Origin of the sequence: Streptomyces sp. NPDC101191, assembly GCF_044767915.1 — a bacterium.
GTDB lineage: Bacteria > Actinomycetota > Actinomycetes > Streptomycetales > Streptomycetaceae > Streptomyces.
In genome coordinates this window covers 13,694-32,495 of record NZ_JBIWOU010000001.1, presented here as the reverse complement: position 1 = coordinate 32,495, position 18,802 = coordinate 13,694, and the positions used below count along the sequence as shown (strand labels likewise).

The following is an 18,802-nucleotide window of genomic DNA, read 5'->3' as shown; positions in this document are numbered from 1 at the left end:
GCCCGGGAAGCGTGTGACCGGCCCGCATCCTTCACGAGTGAGGGTTGGTCTCCACCCGGCCGGGGGTGTGTTGTTTGCACGGGGTGTGGTGGTGCGGCTGCTTGTCGCGGTGGACGGGGAGGGGATGCTGACTGCGTCGTATGTGCGGATCGCGGCGGAGCTGCCAGGGGGTGTCTGTTGGGACGGTGTGGCGGTGGCTGGCCGATGGGTGCCGGGGGCATGTTGAGGTGCGGCGCGGCATGGCGGGTTTCGCTGAGTGACGCGTTGTGGGAGGTCTTCGCTCAGGCAAGGCGGGAACTTACTGATCGTTGCAGAATGAGGGCACCGGTTACTCGTGATCGTGTCGTTGAAGAATCTGCGTGAAGTCACCGGTGTCGAGCAGGCCGGCGAGTACCTGGGTCATGTTGTCGATGCCGGGGTCCCGGACTATCAGCCCGTCAGAACACCAGAAGAAGCGACCGCCCAACTCCTCGCCTGTTTGGGCCCACCTCTTCATCAGCCGCTCGACCTCGGTGAGCGTGAACACGGTCGCGCTCCAGCGGGAGCCGTCCGCTGCCAGCCGTACCTCCACGTCTACGTTGCAGACGGCATCCAGATCCTCGCCGGAGCTGGGTAGGAATGACGCCTCGAACCGATCTGTGCGGACGCGGTACCAGGGTTCATCCCACCCCTGGTCAGTGGCCTTGTCCCCGGGGTTGGTCATCCGGGGAGTATGTCGATCCGGCTCAACATGCTCAACCGGGTTCTCTGGCAAGCTGCAGCCTGGTGAACGTGAACCTTGTCCGGGCCCTTATAGGGGGATCATGTCGGCCCCTCTCCGGTCGACCGCGCCCGTCCCGGTTCCAAGTGGCGGGCCGGGTGCTCGAAGTGGCTGGCTCGGTTGGGGCGAGGGAAAGGCTGGAGCTGGTACGACCGGGTGCTGGGGGCTCGTGGATGGTCTGCCGTCCCACCTGTGACAATCTGTCGGGTTGATCCTGATCAGGTCTTGGATCGCTGTTTAGCGCTCCGGGCTCGCCGGGGCTGGGCTCTGTCCGGGGCGAGCGCCGTGCTCCCTCGTGCCCACGTGCGTGAGCGCCCTCGTGGCATCCTGGTCGCGCATAGGTTTCGTCGAGGAGGGCAGCCCCGCCCCCGACGCTGCCCCAGGCCGGGGGCCCCGACGGCCTACCCGCAGCCTGCGGACCCCCGGGCCTTCGGGGACGGTCGCCCCGATCCCTTCGGTACCAGCGCACTCGACATCCGGCAGTCGTCCGCGGATCGCCTGCACGACCACTACGACCAATGGGCGCAAGAGAACGCCTCCAGCGCAACCGAGGCGCTGCAGAATGCGCTGGCGGACTTGCATGCCGACTGCGCTGCCGCCCGGCAGGTGCCGGACGATGACTGGGCCAGCCAGCTCATGGCGTAGACCCGCGCCGCACCCCACCTATCAGCTCGCGGCCCCCTCAAACATCGACCGATGGGCGGCGGGCAAGCTGCGCTACCTGGCCCGCAGGGTGGCCACACACACCGAACGCCTGGCGCACACCCCGCCTTCGGACCTTGCACAACAGCCACTCGGCGCCACGGCCAAAGGCCAGGAGCCCTACACCACCATCGAGGAGATCACAGCAGACGAGGCGTGCGGAGGCGCGGCCGTCCGGACCAGGTGGGACCTGGCCCTCGCCGGAGGGGGCGCGGCAGATCTCGGCTACGGCGCACCGAGCATCTGGTGCGTGGCCTGAACGACCGGGCCGGTGATGGCTGCGGTCATATGTTCGCCTGTTCGCGGGCGAGGAGGCCAGCAGGTCGGCGGTGAACCAGAACAGCGCCCAGGGCCGGGGGGCGTTGGTCGGGATTCGCCCCGTCGGGGCGGCCGAGGTTCGGACTTGCGAACCGGGAATGAAGTGAGATTCTGGAGGTGGCCCAACTGGCAAGTATCCACGCCATAGTGGTTCGCGTGCTCCCGTGAAGGTTCAGTGTCGGGCGAGGGCAAGGGTCATCTCGACTGCGTGTCGATTTCGTCGACCGAGGGCCTTGTCACATCCATGTGCCGTCGCTTGAACACTATCGATGTGACCAAATTCTGACGGGCCCTCGCGCGTCTTGTTTTCCGGTCTTTACCCGTCCGCGTGGGACGGGAGCTGATAGCAGGTGCAGCTATGACGGCAAATGAGCAGAAGAGGAACGCATTCACCCTTCGGCCCGTGATTCATAATGTCGTGCTAATGGTAGGTGCCGCCGCCCTTGCGGTCGCCCCGTGGGGCGACGCCACAGGCTCGACATCATCAGCCGGTAGTCGGCCTGCGCGTCCCCCCGACACCTGTGTAGAAGGAACCAAATGGCGGCTTGCCACGCCCATCGATCATGTCTGTCTCGCGGCGTCACGGCAAAGCTACTTCCGCTGGGAAAACTATCAAGGCCAATTCCAACGCGATGCGAGTACCAGCAACGGATGTAAGGCGGGCTACGTGCCCCGGGAGGCAGTGCCCGGTGACAGAGTGTGCGTCACGCCAGGTGAGCGGGATGAAGCGCAACGGGATGCCGAACGGGCGCCCAGCAACTGGCAGGCGACGGCGGATCGTGCGATCTGGGGAAACCTGGTCCCGATCCCGTTCGTGTGGAACAAGCGTTATTCGATTCAGAGCGACTACACGAGTGAAGGAAATGGTCAGCACAGACTTGCGGTGGACACCGGGGGAAATTTCGGGGATGCGCAAAGTGTGATTCTTTCGTCTCAGGGGTCGAATCACACTCGATACTGGTTCAGGACGCAGCGCACTCGAGAGGGGAACGCCTTCCGCAATAGATTCGAGATCGTGGCGACGGGGACCGGGAAGTGCCTCGACGTGGTCGGGGCTCGAACCAATGACGGTGCCAGGGTCGTCGAATACGGTTGCACTGGTGGCACAAATCAGCGGTGGTATCTTGAGCGCCGCGCAGACAACAAGTGGCAGATCCGCAATTGGAACAGTGACAAGTGCCTGGATGCCCACAACCCGGATGTGAACAACCCCCCTCTGCAAGGAACCTACCTCCAACAGTGGACATGCCTCGGTAATAAGAATCAGGCCTGGAGGATCCTGTTTTGACGCGGGACAAGAACTGCGCCCGACGCCCTGGTGAGGCCCACGGAGTGGCAACCCCGCAGGGGGGCGCGCCGCCGCCACGACACCAGCCCCCCACTCGCCACGCCCACGGAGCGTGATCCTCTCCATGGACGCGAAGCTCGTGGCGCCCCCATCCCTGGCACTCCGACGGCCGTACGCCCTCGCCGGACACGGGCGTTGACGCCGCCGCGCCCACATCAGGCCCCGCACACCTGTGTCACGCCGCGAGTCCGTCTGCGCCGCCCGGTCAAGCGCCGCCACAAACAGATTGGTTTGAGCGCCACGCTCCGCCACCGCGCACCACCCCTTCCACCAGGCCAGATTGGGCCTCCTGGCGCACCGCCGCAGCCGAGCACGTCGGCGCACGCCCGCGGGCAGGTCCAGCCAGCGCGGCCCGAGCCGGCTCGGAGCGAACCGAGGCAGCGGAGCCCCCGCTGCCAGCACGAAGCGGGCCGAGAAGGACAGACAAGATCGAGACTCCGCTCCCCTCGAAGGAGCAACTGAGCAGGCGGTCCTCGGGCGGCCGACCCGGCCCATGAGGGGCCGTGGCCCGTCGCCTGATCTCCGCCCTTGAGCGAGGTAGGGAACAGACGGCCCCGAAGCGGCAGACCTAATGTTCCTCTCGCGCATCGAGGCCGCCCAGAGGATGAGGGACTTGCGCCGTGCCGGCTCAGCGCGTGGCACGCTTTCGAAGTTGTGGCCGGTGATCGATCTTCTATGCTGGCAGCCTTTGCGGGTGCGGCGCGGTAACGGGGTGGGGACTGCATGGCGGCGGAAGCGGAGCGGGCTTCGAGCATGGGCGGGGAGACGGTCGTGGACGGGGCCCCGGGGCGTCGTCGAGGGCGGAGTTGGATAGTCGGCGTGGTGGGCCTGGTCGTCGTGTTGGGAGGCTGCGGTGCCATCCTGGGTGGCATCCTCTCCGACGAAGGCCTGCTGCCCGGCGATTCGATGGAGCTCGCCTGGCAGGCCCCGCCCGACCCTGGCGCCGCAGCCTATGGAAACGGCGACTGGATCGTGGACGGTTCTGTCATCCGCAGCCGGTTCGACGCTGTCACGGCGTTCGACGCGGCATCGGGGCATCACCGTTGGGAGTACGCACCGCCTGGCCGCGACGAGATCTGCGCCGTCAGCAAGGAGGCCGACGGCGCCGTCGCGCTGCTCGCCCACGGCGAGGCCCGGCGAGAGAGAGGATGCGACACCGTCACGGCTCTCGACATGACCACCGGCCGGGAACTGTGGCACACCCGCCGCGCCGGCGAGAGCGGTGAGCCGGGCGTCGAGCCCGATCTCGTCGCCACAGGCGCGGGCCTTGCGGTTGTCCGTGACGGCAACGACACCCAGTACGACCCGGCCGGGAAGCGCGACATCCCGCAAGGCGATCCGGCCCTGCGGGCCTTCGATCTGCGCACCGGCGTCCCCCGCTGGAGAGCCGCGGTCGCAAGCGGCTGTGTCCCACACCGGGTGGCCGCCGCCGCGAGCCAGGTCGTCGCCGTCCTTAAGTGCGGACGGTCCGAGTTGCAGCTTGCCGCCTTCGACCCGGCCGATGGCAAGCAGCGGTGGACCGTCCCTCTGGACCGGCGTTCGGTCGACGGGGAATCCGATGTGATGTTCATGTCCGCCCACCCGCTCGTGCTACGGGTCGTCGAGCCAGACGAGAGCGGGCTGCGGGCCTACCTCGCCTTCGGTCCGGACGGCCGCTTGCGGGGGCGGGTCGATTTCGACAGCGATGCGGGGAAGATCGACGAGTACGAGCTGGCACGCGTGACCGTGGACGAGGAAGGAGGCCGGCTTCTCGTCGTGACCACGACCCCGTGCCGGAATCGGCAGTGCGATCAGGTCGTCTCCTTCGACCTGTCGGATGGCCGTGAGCTGTGGCGCACGCGCCTGCACAACCAGGACGACGCGCTCGCCCTGAGGGTGGTGGGACAGCGGGTCACGATTCTGGTCGATCGTGGTCTCAAGCAGTCGAGGCAGGAAGGCCTGTACGTCCTCGATGCCGCCACCGGTGAAGAGGAAGACCGACGCAGCTACTCGCAGGACGTCAACCGGCGAAAGCCCGTCACTGACCTGCTCGTCCACGACAACCTCGTCATCGCGGTGCAGTTGGGCGGCGGCACGCGCCCCTTCATGGCCTACCGCCCCTGGTGACACAAGCCCATCAGCGGCCCCGTCACGGCAGACGACGAGGCGGATGACGGTGCCTTCGATGGTGGGTAGCGGCCCGTTGTGGTTGAGCCAGGCGGCTCGTCGGGTGAGCGGGGGTGGAGCGGGCCCCAGGCTTGTGCGGTGGCGGTGGCGGTGGCGGTGGCGGTGCCGTAGTGGCGGGTGGCAGTGACGGTCAGGGCATGCTGCGGGCTCGGGGAGGAGGGGCGTGGGAAGGGTGTGGTGTGTGCGTCCTAGTTGCCGGCACCGCGCGGGGTGTTCGTGGGATTGGGGAGCGGGCCGGGTTTTTGATGTGGCTCGTCCTGCAGGGGCGCGGGGGCAGGGGTGGAGCCGGGCCGGTATGACCGGCGCTGGTGGATGGGGGGCTCGTGGACGGGGTGGGTGGTCCGCTGGTTGGTGACGGGCCGCTCGCCGTCGGGCTTGTCCCGGAGGGCGGTGTCCCGGGCGTGGGCGGGTGGGGCGGCGGTGTGTGGTGGTACGGATGTGTTGGCTGCACGGGGACACGGGTCTGGTGGGCGTCGGTCTGAAGCGGCTCTGGTCCACTTTCTGTGGGCGCGTGCGCAGCGTGACTGTTGATCTTCGCTGGATGTTGTGCGATGTCGCCCTCGAAGCCGCCAGTACCGCCAATCTTCCCGCCCTCCAGTCGTTCGCTCGCCACCTCGAACGCGACCTGGACGCCGTCGTCGCCGGCCTCTACAACCTTGGAACTCCGGAGTCGTCGAAGGCCACGTCAACCGGATCATTCTGTGGAATCAGCGATGTCAAGCCGTGTGCTTGTGCATCACGTCGAGGTAGTGCCGATTGCGGTGCGGAACGTGGTGGTCCCGGCCAGGCAGGCTGAAGACAGCGCAGACCTCGGCTGGCTGGGTGAGGATGCTCGACTGCTCGCCGAAGGTCAGGACAGGGTTGACCTCGTGGTGGCAGCCGGCGGTGTTGAGGGCCGTAACCAGGTCCTCGCGGAGCACGGTGGCCTCGAATGTCTCGGAATCGGGAAGGACGAGCGGCGGGAGTTTGGCGGTCGAACCAGGCCAGAGGTTGATCCAGATGCCGCTGACGGCCCGCTGCGTGACCACCAGTTGCAGCCCTCTCCAGGAGTACGGGTAGCCGTCGATATCGGGCCCCTTCATGACGTGGGCGGGGTGCGGGCGCCCCGGGCCGAGAAGGTCTTCAGCCTCGGTCAGGGGCATTCCGCAGTGAAGAGGGCCGATCCGGCCGGTTCGGGCGAAGTCGACGAGCACGTTCATCAAGGTCACGGCAGTGACTGTGACACTTCCCTGGGCCTGTGCGCACTCCGATATCAGCGCGGTGCGGAGCCTGCCCCGCCCTGTCGGACATCGACGAGCGGCAGCAGGCGGGCTGTCGCCGGCAGGTCCAGTTCACGTGGTGTCGGGCCCGCCGGAGTGGGTGTGTCGGCGAGGCGGTCGAGTAGCCGGTCCAGGGCCGCCTGGCCGTCCTCGACGGCTGCCTACTCGTCGTCGGTCAGCGGGATGGACACAGCCATCTTCTGCAAGTTGCTTTTGGCTTCCAGGAGTAACTTTTAAGATGCTGAAACGTCAGATGTTCGGCCGAGCGGGATTCGAACTGCTACGGAAGCGCGTCCCGCTCTACTCCTGAAAGCCGACTCAGGACGCGTTCTCGACAAGCCCGAATCCTGCCGGAAACCCTTCCAGGAACTCCCGTCGGGCTGGGTCGGACTCCGCTTCAGCCATCTCCCTGAGCAAGTCGATCAGCTCCTGCCGCTGGTCACCCGACAGTTGGCTGAACAGATGGGCGGCTCCTTCCAGCACCTTCACGGCGTCGTCCGGATCCATCTGATCGTCTTCGCTGCCCTCGATGAACCACAGGGCACCGACCAAGCCCTCGGCCAGGGCATGGGTCAGGGACGGATATACGGACACCACACTGGCCTCCCAGCAGGTCAACGGCAAAGTCCGGCCATACCATCACACTCCACTGACATCACTTTCCGTGAGCCTCCACAGAAAGTGGGCCAGAGCCACCCTCGCCTCCCGCAGGCTGGTCGACCAGATCCGCAGCGACAGCGCCCGCCGCGCCGACTGGCCCCAACTCCTTGCCCTGTACGAGCTCCTGGAAGAGTTCGGACCGAACCAGGTTGTCTCGCTCAACCGCGCGGTCGCCGTCGCCATGGTCCACGGCCCGGCCGCCGGACTCGACCTTGTCACAGTGCTGGAGACCGACAAGCGCATGGCCCGTCACCACCGGCGCCCCGCTTTTCTGTGCAACGGGTGCAGCTCGGCTTAGGCCCGCGTCGGCTCGCGTGGGGGATGTTCTGGAGTGTGGGGGCCCGGTGTGCGGGGGTCGTCGGGCTTTCCGGCGCGGTGTCCCGTGGACGGCGTCCAGGGCCGGGTCCAGCAGGATCACGGGCCGGCTGGTCTGGGGCCGACCGGGGCTTGGGCGGTCGGATGAAGGTGTACCCGTGTGTTCCTCATTGCTCCTGTCTGACGATACTGCTCCTGTCTGACGATCCCGCGGGCTTTCACGCCTCACCTTTCCCGCCAGGGGCCGCGTCCTCGTTCTCGGTTATGCCGGGGCCTACCGAACTTGGCGTGGCTCCGCACGCGTCGTCGCGTGCGGAGCCACGTTCATCATCTCCGCGCGGATCCGCACAGGGCGGACATCGTCACTGCCATCTGGGCCCCATCAGCCCCCGGGTGACTACTACGCGTAGTTGAAGACCCACTGCTGCTCGGTGGGGTAGTCGCTGGCGCAGCGCCACAGAGTGAGGTAGGTGCCGTTCGCGTGGCTGCCGCCCTTGTTCGTCAGGCAGCGGTAGTCCGGGCCCGAGTAAGCGGTCCAGGTCCAGCCCTGGCTGTAGTCGAACAACTGCGGGTAGTTGGTGCTGCTGGTGTCGCAATCCCACAGGGTCAGGACGGCGCCGTCGGTCTTGTAGCCGTTGCCGGACGGGGTCAGGCACCTACCGCTCGCCCTGTTCACGATCTGGTAGCTCCCCCCATCCATTCGGATCTCCCAGTGCTGGAGCGGGGAGCCGGTGCAGTCCCACAGGGTGATGATCGTCCCGTTGGAAGTGCCGTTGCCCTTCGGAGTGGCGCACTTCCCCGAGTACTTGTTCTTCAGCACGTGGTACGTCGCGGCGTCCGCATCGGCAGCGGTCGTGACGTTCATGGTGAACGCGACCAAAAGGGCCGCGAACACGGCAAGTATGGACTTACGCATGATCAGCTTTCTCAAATGAAGCACGTAGTCGCGCTTCCTTCCACCTGGCGCACGAAGCGCCAGCACGACGGCCTGCGGCCGACTCCACTGTCCGCGCCGCGTGGCCATGAGCGCAGATCATGAGGATCGACGCGCCATGGCAGCGTTCGTCGCCCGGGCGGGTGTCCGGCAACAGTGAATCTAGGTCCGGACGGAACGTCAGGGTGTGCGGGGCACGCAGCTTTTCTGTGCAACGGGTGCAGCTCGGCTGAGGCCCGCGTCGTTTCCCGTGGGGCATGTTCGGAGTGCGGGGGCCCAGTGTGCGGGCGTCGTCGGGCTTTCCGGCGCGGTGTCCCGTGGACGGCGTCCAGGGCCGGGTCCAGCAGTCCGCTGCTTCGGGGGTGTGGATTCTCGGATAGGTGCAGCCCAGGGTGTGCTTGAACAGGCGCGAGGCGTGCTCGATGTCGAAGCGCCGCAGGTGTGCCTGCCACAGACGGTTCGTGACCCCTTCGGTGGCATCCGTGCCCGTCCACCACCGCCGGACCGGCTTCGGGGTGGCTTCGCTGGGCAGGTGGTCGATGTCCGGGCGGATTATGGCCCCTTCGACGATCGGGAGGGTGCCGTCGGGTGCGGCCCAGGTCGAGCGGTGGGTGAGCTTCGTGGGGAGCCGGTCACGGAAGCGTGCGGCGGCGGTGCCATAGAGGCGGGTGTCGGTGACGGTTTCGGTGCCCGGGGTGCCCCAGGCGTCGGGCTGCCCGAAGATGAACTCGCTGCCGTTCCGGGGCCGGCCGGCCCGTGGTGAGAGGCTCCCGCGAGGGTGCGGGCCCTGCGCAGGACGCGCGCCTGCCTGCGCAGTCCGCCTGGAAGCGGCCCATCGCGAGCTGCTCGCAGCCGACCCGCCACCACGGCAGTCACGGAGATCGCCGCACGCTGGGGCTTCGGACATGACTTCTCCGGCCTGTGCCTGTACCGCGAAAGGCCTTCGCGCACCTCACCCAGCAGCCCTGGGACCTGTTTGGTTGCCCCGCCCGTCTCAGGCGTCTCAGGCCGGGCGCATTGCCTCCCGGTAGCGGGACGGGGCGATTCCGAACCGCTCCGTGAACGCCTGCCGCAGCGCCTCGGCGCTGGCGAAGCCGCAGCGTGTCGCGACGCCTGTCATCGGCAGAGTCGTCGAGGCGAGCAGGTGTGCAGCGGCCTCGGTACGAGCCTGCCGGACGTAGCGGCCCGGCGCCCGGCCCAGCTGCTTGGTGAAGAGACGGGTGAGGTGGCGGGGTGTCACCCCGGCCCGCGCGGCCAGCGCCGCCGTGCTCAGGTCGTCGTCCGGGTGGGCCGCGATGTGCTCGACGAGCGCGCGAACCCCGTCGTCAGGGGCCGAGGGGGTCGCAGTGAACAGGCTCACCTGCGCCTGGTTCCCGGGCCGTTGCAGATACACCACGAGGTCCCGGGCTACCTGGCGGGCCAGTTCGGGGCCGTGGTCCTCCTCGACGAACGCGAGGGTGAGGTCCAGCGCGCTCGTCACCCCGGCCGCCGTGTAGACGTGACCGTCGCGGACGTAGATCGGGTCCGGGTCCACTGCCACCTTCGGGTGCCGCTCGGCGAGCAGACGGGCGAAGCGCCAGTGGGTGGTGGCACGACGGCCGTCCAAGAGCCCGGCGGCCGCCAGTACCCCCGCGCCTGTGCACACCGACGCCACCCGCCGGCTCTCCCGCGCCAGCCGGCGCACGTGCCCGACGAGCCGCGGGTCTGACGCCGCCCGCTCGAACCCCGTACCGCCGGAGACGATCAGTGTGTCGAGGGGTCCGCTCAGCCGTTCCAGCGACTGCTCACTGCGCAGGACGAGCCCGGAGCCGCAGACGAGGGGACCGCCGCCCGGACCGGCGAGGAGCACCCGATACGGGACCTCGGGCGCGCCGATCCCGTTGGCCATGGCCAGGGTCGTGGTCACGCACGCGATGTCCAGCAACTCGGCTGCCTCGTAGCCGACCACCACCATGAGCCTCTCCGCCATGCGCCGACCCTATGCCGGAAGGACGGGTACCCCAAGGGAAAGGACATGGTGGCCGGGCACCGCTATCCGCCGGCCCTGACGCCCCGGACAGTGGTTCTCGCCCACATTCGTCTGTACGCCCGCACGCTGGAGGGACCCGGATGCACACGATCGCGCGCCGCTGGCCGACTTTGATCGCCCTGGCCCTGGCGGCTCTGACCTTCCTCGACGGCCGGCCGGCGCCGGAGTTCCTCGCGGGAGTCCTCGCCGCGATGCCGCTGTTCTACCTACTCTTCGGCTTGTTTCGGGGCGAACTGCGTCGACCGGGCGTCCTCGCCGGACAGCTCGCCGGCCTCGTCGGCTTCGCAGCCGTCGCCCTGGCGGCCGTTTTCCTGAACGGCACCCTCGCCCTGCTCGTCCTCGCGTCCGGCTGGCTGGGCCACGCCGCCTGGGACGCCGTCCATCACGCAAGAGCCCAGGTAGCGCCCCGGCAGTGGTCCGAATGGTGCGGCGTCTTCGACGCCTGCGGCGCTCTGGCCCTGCTGCTCGCCGCCGCGGCGGTCACCGGCTAGCAGAAGCACTGCACAACCGCCCCGGAGCAAGCATCGCGATGTTTCCACGTCTCAGCGGCATCGCCCTCCGGTCGAACCAGGCGTTCTCGCCGCTGAGCAACCGACATTCCCGAAATCCATCTCCACAGCCGACCGCGAGCGATCTGCGCGACAGCGGCCACCCGCTACCGCCCGGACGGCAGCTTGCCCGCCCCGGACCGCAGCTTGCCCGCCCGGGACCGCAGCTTGCCCACCCCGGCCGGTGCGCCCTGACGTGGGCAAGCCCGGCGCGCCGGGGTGGGCGAGCCTGGCGTGCTGGGGTGGGCGAGCCCGGCCGGACATCACGGTCGCGGCCGGTGGAGTGGCCCAGGTGTGACCAGCTCCGGCAGTCGTATGCCGGGCCGTCAGTCCTTCTCGTCCTCCTCCGGATCGGGCAGCGCCAGGCACAGGGCGTCCAGGGCCCCCGGGAAGGCGTGGTCCATGGGCGTGCCGTAGCCGATGACCAGGCCGTCGCGGGGGGCCATGGTGCTGTCCGGGTGGCGGTAGGAGCGCAGCCCGTCGAGGGCGAGCCCCTGTCGTCGGGTCGCCCGCAGCACGGTGTCCTCGGTGCCGTCGGGGAGTTCGAGCACGGCGTGCAGCCCGGCCGCGATGCCGCCGACCCGGATGTGCGGGGTACGTTCGGCGAGCGTGCCCACGAGCAGGTCGCGGCGCCGGCGGTAGTGCCGTCGCATGTGCCGCAGGTGCCGGTCGTAGGCCCCGGAGGTGATGAAGTCGGCCAGTGTGAGCTGGTCGACGACACCCGACCACATCTCCCGGGGCCCCTTGGCGGCGAGGACGTCGTCGACGAGCCATCCGGGCAGGACCATCCAGCCCAGCCGCAGCGCCGGGGACAGGCTCTTGCTGACCGAGCCGATGTACACGACCCGGTCGGGGTCGAGCCCTTGCACGGCGCCGACCGGCTGCCGGTCGTAGCGGAACTCGCCGTCGTAGTCGTCCTCCACGAGCACGCCGCCGCAGGACCGGGCCCAGTCGATGACCGCCACCCGGCGCTGGGGGTGCAAGGGCCCGCCGGTGGGGAACTGGTGCGCGGGCGTGAGCAGGGCGGCCCGTACGCCCCTCTCGGGCAGCTCCTCGACGCGCGCTCCGGACGCGTCGACGGTCAGCGGCACGGTGCGCGAGCCGGCCGCCTCCAGGACGGCGCGGTGGAAGGCGAGCCCGTACGCCTCCACCGCCCAGGTCCCGCCGAGGACCTTGCCGAGCAGCCCGAGGCCGTGGGCGAAGCCGGAGCAGATCATGATCCGGTCGGGTGCGGCGCGTACGCCCCGGGCACGCGCCAGATACTCCGTCAGCGCCTCGCGCAGCTCCGGCCGGCCCCGTGGATCGCCCACGCCGAAGGCGTCGTTGGGGGCCGCGGCGACGGCCCGGCGGGCGGAGGTGAGCCAGGCCGTACGGGGGAAGGCGGCGGCGTCGGGGGAGCTGGGCATCAGGTCGTGCGGCACGCGGCGGCGATTGCGGCGCTGCGGGCTGCGTTGCCGGTCCGGGTGGACGGCGGCGCGCTGGGCGACCCGTGTGCCGGAGCCCTGGCGGGCCGAGAGCCAGCCCTCCTCGACGAGTTCGGCGTACGCGGCGGCGGCGGTGTTGCGGGCGATGCCCAGGTCCAGGGCGAGTGAGCGGTACGGGGGCAGGCGGGTGCCGGGCGGGAGCCGGCCGGACCTGACGGCCTCCCGCAGGGCGTCCGCGAGCTGTGCGCGCCGGCTTCCCTCGCCGGAGAGTTCGAGATGGAGATCGGTGCCCGCGGTCTCGCCGGGATCGCTGCCGGCGATCGGGGTCTCAGGCGTATTGACCCATGATTCTTCCACAGCAATGCACCCTATCGTGGGTCATTTCGCTGCTTAGGGTCGTTCCATGACCACATTTCAGGTGCCTCAGCGCATGGACTTTTCCACCGTTGCCCCCAAGGTCTTCAAGGCGGTCCTCGCTCTGGACTCCGCCGCCCGCGAGGGACTCGACCCCGTCCTTCTCGAGCTGGTGCAGATCCGCGCCTCGCAGATCAACCGCTGTGCCTACTGCATCGATTACCACACCTCCGACGCCCGCAAGGGCGGCGAGACGCAGGAGCGCATCTACCAGCTCACCGCCTGGGAGGAGGCGAGCCTGTTCACCGCGAAGGAGCGCGCCGCCCTGGCGCTGACCGAGGCCGTCACCCTCCTGCCGCAGGGCGTGTCGGACGACGTCTACGCCACGGCCGCCGAGCACTTCGAGGAGAAGGAACTGGCCCAGCTCATCGCGCTGATCTTCACCACCAACGCGTGGAACCGCATGAACGTCTCCACGCGCAAGACGCCCGGTACCGAGTAACGGAAGTCATCCCGTTCACGGGCTGTGGTCGGCCCCGGCACCACCGCCCGTGGACACGGTGCGGGCCGCCCGCCCGGACCGCTTTCCTCACAAAGGTGCTCACACGGCCATGGCCACCCTCGACACGCACACCCCCGTCACCACAGAGCCGTCGCCCGTCAAGGGCTGGCTCGCCGTCCTCGCGGTGGCCCTCGGCATCTTCTCGCTGATGACCTCCGAGCTGCTGCCCGTGGGTCTGCTCAGCCCGATCGGTTCCGCCCTCGACGTCTCCGAGGGCACCGCGGGCCTGATGGTCACCGTCCCCGGCCTGGTCGCCGCCGCGTCGGCGCCCCTGGTCACCGTGGCCACCGAGAAGATCGACCGCCGGCTCGTCCTCGCCGTCCTGATCGGCATCGTCGGCGTGGCCAACCTCGCCTCCGCCTTCGCTGCCGGCTTCGCCGCGGTCCTCGTCGCCCGCTTCCTGATCGGCATCAGCGTCGGCGGCTTCTGGTCCCTGGCCGGCGGCATCGCGCTGCGGCTGGTGCCGGAGCGGCACGTCGCCCGTGCCACCGCCGTCATCTTCGGCGGTGTCGAGACCGCGTCCGTCCTGGGCGTCCCCACCGGCACGTTCCTCGGTGACCTCAGCGGCTGGCGCACCGCCTTCGGCGCCGTGGGCGTCCTCGGCCTGATTTCCCTGACCTGCATGGTCGTCCTGATGCCGAAGGTGCCGGCGGAGCGCACCATCACCTTCGCCGGCCTGCCGAAGGTGTTCAAGGGCAACTCCGGCGTCCGCGCCGGTATCGCCCTCACCTTCCTCGTCATCACGGGCCACTTCCTGGCCTACACCTTCGTCCGGCCGATCCTGCAGGACGCCGGCGTCACCGACAACCTGATCGGCGCCCTGCTGTTGACCTTCGGCATCGCCGGCATCTGCGGCAACTTCATCGCCGGCGCCCACGTAGCCAAGCGGCTCCGGCAGACCGTCCTCGGCATCTCCGTGGTGCTCACCGTGGCTATGGTGCTGCTCGTCCTCCTCGGCGACACCCCGCTCACCGCGGGCGCGGTGATCCTGTGGGGCCTGGGCTACGGCGCGGTGCCGGTCACCTTCCACACCTGGATCCTCGACGCCGCGCCGGACGCGACGGAAGCCGCCTCCTCGCTGTACGTCTCCACGTTCAACCTGGCGATCGCGCTCGGCGCCCTCCTCGGCGGCCTGGCGGTCGACGGCCTCTCCACGACGAGCGTCCTGTGGATCGGCGCCGCGATGGCCCTCGCCGCCCCCGTCGTGGTCCACATCGTGAACCGGCCTGGGAGTAAGTCGCAGGGCAGGTGAATTCCCACGTGCCTACGAGCCTGGTCTCACGGCCGAGCGGGAACTTGCTGGCTCCGGCCAAAGAGCAGTCGCGACAGGACGCTGAGCGCATCGCGGCGACCTCCCGCGCCCGGTTACGCGGGGCGAACGGGTCCAAGCGGAGGTTGCGGACCTCCACCGGCCCGGCCGCGCCGGGCACGGTCAGGTTCGCCCAGCCCATGACATCGTGGTGGCGCGTACGGTCCGCGCCCTCGGCACCGACCCGGACCCGGTCGCCCAGCAGGATCGCGAAAGGGAAGCGGTCCCCGGCCGCGGTCACCTGGTGCTCCGCGAGGAACCCCTGCGCCATCCCGAGTTCGGTGACCGCCCGGTGCAGACGCCTTCTTCCCCAGTGCCGAAGACGGGGACGAGCTGGCCGACTGGAGCACAGCACCGGTCGTCACACGCTTCACTCATGGCTGGCGCCTGCGAGGCCAGCAGGCTCGGCGCGCAGAGACGCATCGGTCTCGTCGACCTTCACGCACAGGGGCGCAGGTGTCTGAGCACGGCACCACGATGCTCTCCTTCCTGGTGGCGACCCTCAACCTGCTCATCTGCGTGTGGAAGGGCGTCGCGCTCCTGCGGGAACGCACCGCCACGCCGGCGCTGATCAGCTTGGGCCTCGCCATGTCGGTGCCACGGCGGCCGGCCTGGACGCCTACCTCCACGACAGCGGGTCTACATCGCGGCCAGTCCGGCCGTATACCGGGGTCTGGGCGAGGTGACCGGACGGCCGAGCGCGGCGACCCTGCCGGTCTATGTGGGCATCATTGCCTGCTGCGCCCACACGCACACCCTCACCGTTTTGTGGAGCGCCACCACATCCCTGGGTGAACGTGCCCGGGTGAACCGCAGGCCCGGCCTGGGCTGGGGGCTATGCCGGCGTGGTGGTGGCCATGCCGGTCTCTTCTGGCTGGCAGACCTGGAGGGACGCCCGGCCGACCCGCGGCGCTTCAACACCGACTTCGCCGACCAACCCGTGGTGCTGGTCTCTGTGGGCCTGTTCCTGTCCGCGCTGTCCTGCGCCACGCTCAGCACCGCCTGACGGGCTCGACGGCTGACGCCGACCGATCCCGCCCTTCAGCACGCCGGCCGGTACTTCAGCGTGTCGATGCTCGTCTGCTTCGGGCACGTCCTGTGCAACGCCCCGGCGGTTGCGGCCGCGAGCCTGGGCAGTCATGCACTTGACGAGGTGGGCACCCTGGGCTCCCTCGTCGGCCCTGTGGGAGTGGTCCTCAGCACCTAGGGAATGACCGGCGCCGCCGTCAGTGCATGGCTGCGCGAGCGGCGAGGCCTCAAGGCCTTCAGGCCGCTGTGGCAGCTGGCCGTGCTGAACGTGGACGACCGGCTCGCCCTGGACCCGAGTGGCGCCGGGCTGCGCCTGGTCAGCGTCCGCTTCACGCTGCACCGCTGGGTCGTGGAAATCCTCGACGGGATGCGTGTGCTGCGGGCCTGGTCTTCTCCCGAGGCGGCCAAGACCATCAGGCGGCACGCCCACGCCAGCCCCCTGCCGCTGTCGGCCGCAGAACGGCAAGCGGTCATGACCGCGGCCGTGCTACGCGATGCCCACCTGCGGCTCCAGGCGGCGCGCGGCACCGAGGGCTCGTCGCGTCCCCCGCCCCCGCTCCCGCCGGATGCCACCGTTCTCGCGTTGCTGGGGGAGGACACCGCTGCCGCCGACGAGCGAGCTCGGCTCCTGCTCGTCGCGGCCCACCTGAACCATCCGCTGACCGACTCGTCCCTGGCCGAGCTGCGCACCACCAGTCCCTCGACCGCCGGGAGGCCTCCGGCGAGCGCGCGGTAGTGTCCTGACCGTCCGGCGCCGACCATGGCGTCAGTCAGCAACAGCGTTCGAAGACCCAGCCGTTGAGCTGGGCTGGGGGGACATGTGAAGCGGGCCATCGTCATGGGCGGAAGCTACGCAGGGCTCATTGCCGCCCGCGTGCTGAGCGACTACGCCGAGGACGTCGTGGTGATAGAGCCCGACGTCATAGGCGGCGACGGCCTCGGCCGCCGGACTCCGCAGCGCCACCAGCTCCACGCCCTGCTGTCCATGGGGCACACGCAGCTGGAACGGTGGTTCCCGGGGATCACCGACGAGTTGGTGAAGGGCGGCGCCCGCCTCGGCGAGGACCAGGACGTGCAGTTCTACCTCGACGGACGGCTGAAGGCACCGGTGCCGGGCGCGCGCATGCTCGGTGCCACCCGCCCGTTCCTGGAGAGCCACCTGCGGCGCCGGGTCGCCGCCATCGAGCACGTCCGGTTCTGCCAGGCGCAGGCCACGGGCCTGGTGCTGCGAGGCGACCGGGCCGCCGGCGTGACCACCGCCGGGCCCGACAGCGAGGATGGCGAGACGCTCGAAGCCGACTTCGTTGTCGACGCCATGGGACGCAACAGCCCGCTGGAGGACTGGCTCGCCCACAGCGGCTGGGATCAGGCACCGGTCGACAGCATGCGGGTCGACCTCGGATACGCCACCGCGATGTTCCACCGCGGCGACGAGCTGGGCAGCACGGTCATCGCCCACTCCAGCCCGGGGCCCGCCAGCAACTACCAGCCCACCCTCACGGAGCCCGGTGCGCTTGCCGCCGTGGAGGGCGAGCGCTGGTCGGTCGTCCTGGCCGGCTACGCCGACCACCGCCCCGGACCCGACCGCGAGGAGTTCCTCCGCAGGATGCGCCGCTGCGTCGCCCCGCTGCGGACGGTGGCGGACGTCTCCGAGATGATCGGCGACGTCCGCACCTACCGCTTCGTGGAAAGCCGACGGCGGGTGCACTCCCGCCTGACCCGTTTCCCGGGCGGCCTCGTCGTCGTGGGAGACGCACTGGCCAGCGTCAACCCGGTCTACGGGCAGGGACTGACGCTCGCGGCCCTGGAGGCCAATGCCCTCGGCGCCTACCTCCGCTCCCACCCCGACCCGCAAAACCCGGCCTGGGACTACTTCCGCCTCGCCGAAACCGTCGTGGACGGCGCCTGGCAGCTCTCCACCGCCGCCGACCTCGCGCAGCCCCACGTCACCGGCCCCTACCCCCGCGGATACCGCGTGCAGAAGTGGGTCGCCGACAAGCTCACCGAGGCGTCCGTGCTGGATTCCGCCGTGAACGCCCAGTACATGGGGGTCGTGAACATGGAGCTCCCGCCGAAGGCCCTGACCCAGCCCGGCTTCCTGGCCCGAGCAGCCCGCGTGCTGCTCAGCCGCTGAGGCCGCCGGTCATGTGGGAAAGCGTCCTGGACCGCGCAGGCATCACGGATCCGGAAGCCCGCGACGGATATACAGCGCAGCGCCGGGCGGTACGCCGGTTCGCCCCGGCCGAGTACATGGCGGCACGCCTCCTCCTGCCGGCGCCCCTCCAGCCCGACGTCGTCGTGCTGGTCGCCTTCATGCACGAGACCGACGACCGGATCGACCGAGGCGGCCTGCCGGAGCGCCAGGAAGCGCTCCAGCGGTGGCAGACGCTCGTGGACGAGGCCCTGAGCACCGGCACGTCCTCCCACCCGGTCCTCCAGACCCTCGCACGGTCCGTCCAGCGGCATCCGGTACTGCGCGGCCGCGTACGGGAGTTCCTGGACGGGGCGGCCCAGGAGGTGGCCTGGGAGCGCTTCGGTACCGAGGCCGATGTCGAGCAGTACATCAAGGGGTACTCGCTGCCCGCCCTGATGCTCTCCATGGGCCTGCTGGTGCCCGACGGCACGACCGCGGCGGCCGAGTTCGAGCGTGCGTGCCTGGCGCTCATCACGGCCATGCAGCGAATCGACTTCCTCGAGGATCTGGCGGAGGACGTCCAGGAGGGCAGGATTGGCATCTCCGACCAGGCCCTCGCCCGGCACGGGCTTGCGGTCCAGGACCTGCGGGCGCAAGCGCCGGGGGCGGAACGTGTCGCGCAGCTCGTCACCAGCCAGGCCGACGCCGCTGCCGCGTCACTGACGGCGGCGCAGCCGATAGTCGCACTCGCCGCCCCGGCGTATCGCCCATTCCTGCGCGCCGTGGTGAGGGTGCAGGAGCTGCGCGAGGCAGCGGTACGCAAGGCCGGAGCGGCTCTCGTGGTCCGTCCGTGCGGCCCGTCATCGGTCAGGTGCGGCGTCGTGCTGCTCCGGGAGCTGGTGTGGGCCCGGCGGCGCTCTCACAGCTGACCGGCGTGAGCAAGACCCTGCA

At 69.6% G+C, this 18,802-nt stretch carries 16 protein-coding genes and 1 pseudogene; 11 read left to right on the top strand and 6 right to left on the bottom strand.

What is annotated here, in order from left to right; all coding sequences use genetic code 11:
* Positions 1 to 328: 328 nt before the first annotated feature.
* The gene (locus ACIRQF_RS00165) at positions 329 to 703 is read right to left on the bottom strand and encodes a hypothetical protein (protein WP_404087488.1); all 375 of its coding nucleotides are present in this window, start codon (positions 701 to 703) and stop codon (positions 329 to 331) included.
* Positions 704 to 1,376: 673 nt separating this feature from the next.
* Between ACIRQF_RS00165 and ACIRQF_RS00160 the strand changes: the two genes are divergently transcribed.
* From ACIRQF_RS00160 to ACIRQF_RS00150, 3 genes are all read left to right on the top strand, one after another.
* Entirely contained in the window at positions 1,377 to 1,721 is a 345-nt protein-coding gene (locus tag ACIRQF_RS00160; RefSeq protein ID WP_404087487.1) for a hypothetical protein, read from the top strand.
* Positions 1,722 to 2,138: 417 nt separating this feature from the next.
* Complete coding sequence (locus ACIRQF_RS00155; protein ID WP_404087485.1) at positions 2,139 to 3,068, top strand: RICIN domain-containing protein; 930 nt, start codon at positions 2,139 to 2,141, stop codon at positions 3,066 to 3,068.
* 882 nt (positions 3,069 to 3,950) lie between these two features.
* On the top strand, positions 3,951 to 5,234 hold the full coding sequence (locus ACIRQF_RS00150) for a PQQ-binding-like beta-propeller repeat protein (protein ID WP_404087483.1): 1,284 nt from the start codon (positions 3,951 to 3,953) through the stop codon (positions 5,232 to 5,234).
* Between the two features lie 776 nt (positions 5,235 to 6,010).
* Here the strand turns inward: ACIRQF_RS00150 and ACIRQF_RS00145 are convergent.
* Together ACIRQF_RS00145 and ACIRQF_RS00140 are read right to left on the bottom strand one after the other, a co-directional pair.
* Positions 6,011 to 6,502, bottom strand: a complete 492-nt coding sequence (locus tag ACIRQF_RS00145; protein WP_376634253.1) for a hypothetical protein — start codon at positions 6,500 to 6,502, stop codon at positions 6,011 to 6,013.
* 369 nt (positions 6,503 to 6,871) lie between these two features.
* Positions 6,872 to 7,150, bottom strand: a complete 279-nt coding sequence (locus ACIRQF_RS00140; RefSeq protein WP_404087482.1) for a hypothetical protein — start codon at positions 7,148 to 7,150, stop codon at positions 6,872 to 6,874.
* A gap of 151 nt (positions 7,151 to 7,301) precedes the next feature.
* Here ACIRQF_RS00140 and ACIRQF_RS00135 point away from each other — a divergent pair.
* Positions 7,302 to 7,472 (top strand): annotated as a pseudogene (locus ACIRQF_RS00135) (RNA polymerase sigma factor); the annotation flags it as partial.
* A 456-nt stretch (positions 7,473 to 7,928) separates the two neighbouring features.
* Here the strand turns inward: ACIRQF_RS00135 and ACIRQF_RS00130 are convergent.
* Both ACIRQF_RS00130 and ACIRQF_RS00125 read right to left on the bottom strand, forming a co-directional pair.
* Positions 7,929 to 8,444, bottom strand: a complete 516-nt coding sequence (locus ACIRQF_RS00130) for an RICIN domain-containing protein (protein ID WP_404087480.1) — start codon at positions 8,442 to 8,444, stop codon at positions 7,929 to 7,931.
* Between the two features lie 1,021 nt (positions 8,445 to 9,465).
* The gene (locus ACIRQF_RS00125; protein ID WP_404087479.1) at positions 9,466 to 10,431 is read right to left on the bottom strand and encodes a GlxA family transcriptional regulator; all 966 of its coding nucleotides are present in this window, start codon (positions 10,429 to 10,431) and stop codon (positions 9,466 to 9,468) included.
* Between the two features lie 140 nt (positions 10,432 to 10,571).
* Here ACIRQF_RS00125 and ACIRQF_RS00120 point away from each other — a divergent pair, with 140 nt between their 5' ends.
* On the top strand, positions 10,572 to 10,982 hold the full coding sequence (locus ACIRQF_RS00120) for a hypothetical protein (RefSeq protein ID WP_404087477.1): 411 nt from the start codon (positions 10,572 to 10,574) through the stop codon (positions 10,980 to 10,982).
* A 383-nt stretch (positions 10,983 to 11,365) separates the two neighbouring features.
* Here the strand turns inward: ACIRQF_RS00120 and ACIRQF_RS00115 are convergent, their stop codons facing one another.
* On the bottom strand, positions 11,366 to 12,820 hold the full coding sequence (locus ACIRQF_RS00115; protein WP_404087475.1) for a PLP-dependent aminotransferase family protein: 1,455 nt from the start codon (positions 12,818 to 12,820) through the stop codon (positions 11,366 to 11,368).
* Positions 12,821 to 12,893: 73 nt separating this feature from the next.
* Between ACIRQF_RS00115 and ACIRQF_RS00110 the strand changes: the two genes are divergently transcribed.
* The 6 genes from ACIRQF_RS00110 to ACIRQF_RS00085 all read left to right on the top strand — a co-directional run bounded on the left by ACIRQF_RS00110 (position 12,894) and on the right by ACIRQF_RS00085 (position 18,780).
* Positions 12,894 to 13,319: a carboxymuconolactone decarboxylase family protein gene (locus tag ACIRQF_RS00110; protein ID WP_404087473.1), complete on the top strand. Its 426-nt coding sequence runs from the start codon at positions 12,894 to 12,896 to the stop codon at positions 13,317 to 13,319.
* A 109-nt stretch (positions 13,320 to 13,428) separates the two neighbouring features.
* Entirely contained in the window at positions 13,429 to 14,631 is a 1,203-nt protein-coding gene (locus tag ACIRQF_RS00105) for an MFS transporter (protein ID WP_404087471.1), read from the top strand.
* An 862-nt stretch (positions 14,632 to 15,493) separates the two neighbouring features.
* The gene (locus tag ACIRQF_RS00100; protein WP_404087469.1) at positions 15,494 to 15,694 is read left to right on the top strand and encodes a hypothetical protein; all 201 of its coding nucleotides are present in this window, start codon (positions 15,494 to 15,496) and stop codon (positions 15,692 to 15,694) included.
* Between the two features lie 204 nt (positions 15,695 to 15,898).
* Positions 15,899 to 16,453: a DUF6545 domain-containing protein gene (locus tag ACIRQF_RS00095; protein ID WP_404087468.1), complete on the top strand. Its 555-nt coding sequence runs from the start codon at positions 15,899 to 15,901 to the stop codon at positions 16,451 to 16,453.
* 84 nt (positions 16,454 to 16,537) lie between these two features.
* Positions 16,538 to 17,851 carry an FAD-dependent oxidoreductase gene (locus ACIRQF_RS00090; protein WP_404087466.1) on the top strand — a complete coding sequence of 438 codons (1,314 nt, stop codon included), beginning with the start codon at positions 16,538 to 16,540 and terminating at the stop codon, positions 17,849 to 17,851.
* Positions 17,852 to 17,862: 11 nt separating this feature from the next.
* Positions 17,863 to 18,780 (top strand): squalene/phytoene synthase family protein, encoded by a 918-nt coding sequence (locus tag ACIRQF_RS00085; protein WP_404087464.1) that lies wholly within the window; start codon positions 17,863 to 17,865, stop codon positions 18,778 to 18,780.
* Positions 18,781 to 18,802 lie beyond the last annotated feature (22 nt).

Excerpts from the sequence above, each read along its gene's own strand:
- ACIRQF_RS00160 (WP_404087487.1), top strand. The coding sequence starts at position 1,377 with ATGACTGGGCCAGCCAGCTCATGGCGTAGACCCGCGCCGCACCCCACC.
- ACIRQF_RS00120 (WP_404087477.1), top strand. The coding sequence starts at position 10,572 with ATGCACACGATCGCGCGCCGCTGGCCGACTTTGATCGCCCTGGCCCTG.
- ACIRQF_RS00130 (WP_404087480.1), bottom strand. The coding sequence starts at position 8,444 with ATGCGTAAGTCCATACTTGCCGTGTTCGCGGCCCTTTTGGTCGCGTTC.
- ACIRQF_RS00085 (WP_404087464.1), top strand. The coding sequence starts at position 17,863 with ATGTGGGAAAGCGTCCTGGACCGCGCAGGCATCACGGATCCGGAAGCC.
- ACIRQF_RS00165 (WP_404087488.1), bottom strand. The coding sequence starts at position 703 with ATGACCAACCCCGGGGACAAGGCCACTGACCAGGGGTGGGATGAACCC.
- ACIRQF_RS00095 (WP_404087468.1), top strand. The coding sequence starts at position 15,899 with ATGACCGGCGCCGCCGTCAGTGCATGGCTGCGCGAGCGGCGAGGCCTC.
- ACIRQF_RS00110 (WP_404087473.1), top strand. The coding sequence starts at position 12,894 with ATGGACTTTTCCACCGTTGCCCCCAAGGTCTTCAAGGCGGTCCTCGCT.
- ACIRQF_RS00105 (WP_404087471.1), top strand. The coding sequence starts at position 13,429 with ATGGCCACCCTCGACACGCACACCCCCGTCACCACAGAGCCGTCGCCC.
- ACIRQF_RS00125 (WP_404087479.1), bottom strand. The coding sequence starts at position 10,431 with ATGGCGGAGAGGCTCATGGTGGTGGTCGGCTACGAGGCAGCCGAGTTG.
- ACIRQF_RS00155 (WP_404087485.1), top strand. The coding sequence starts at position 2,139 with ATGACGGCAAATGAGCAGAAGAGGAACGCATTCACCCTTCGGCCCGTG.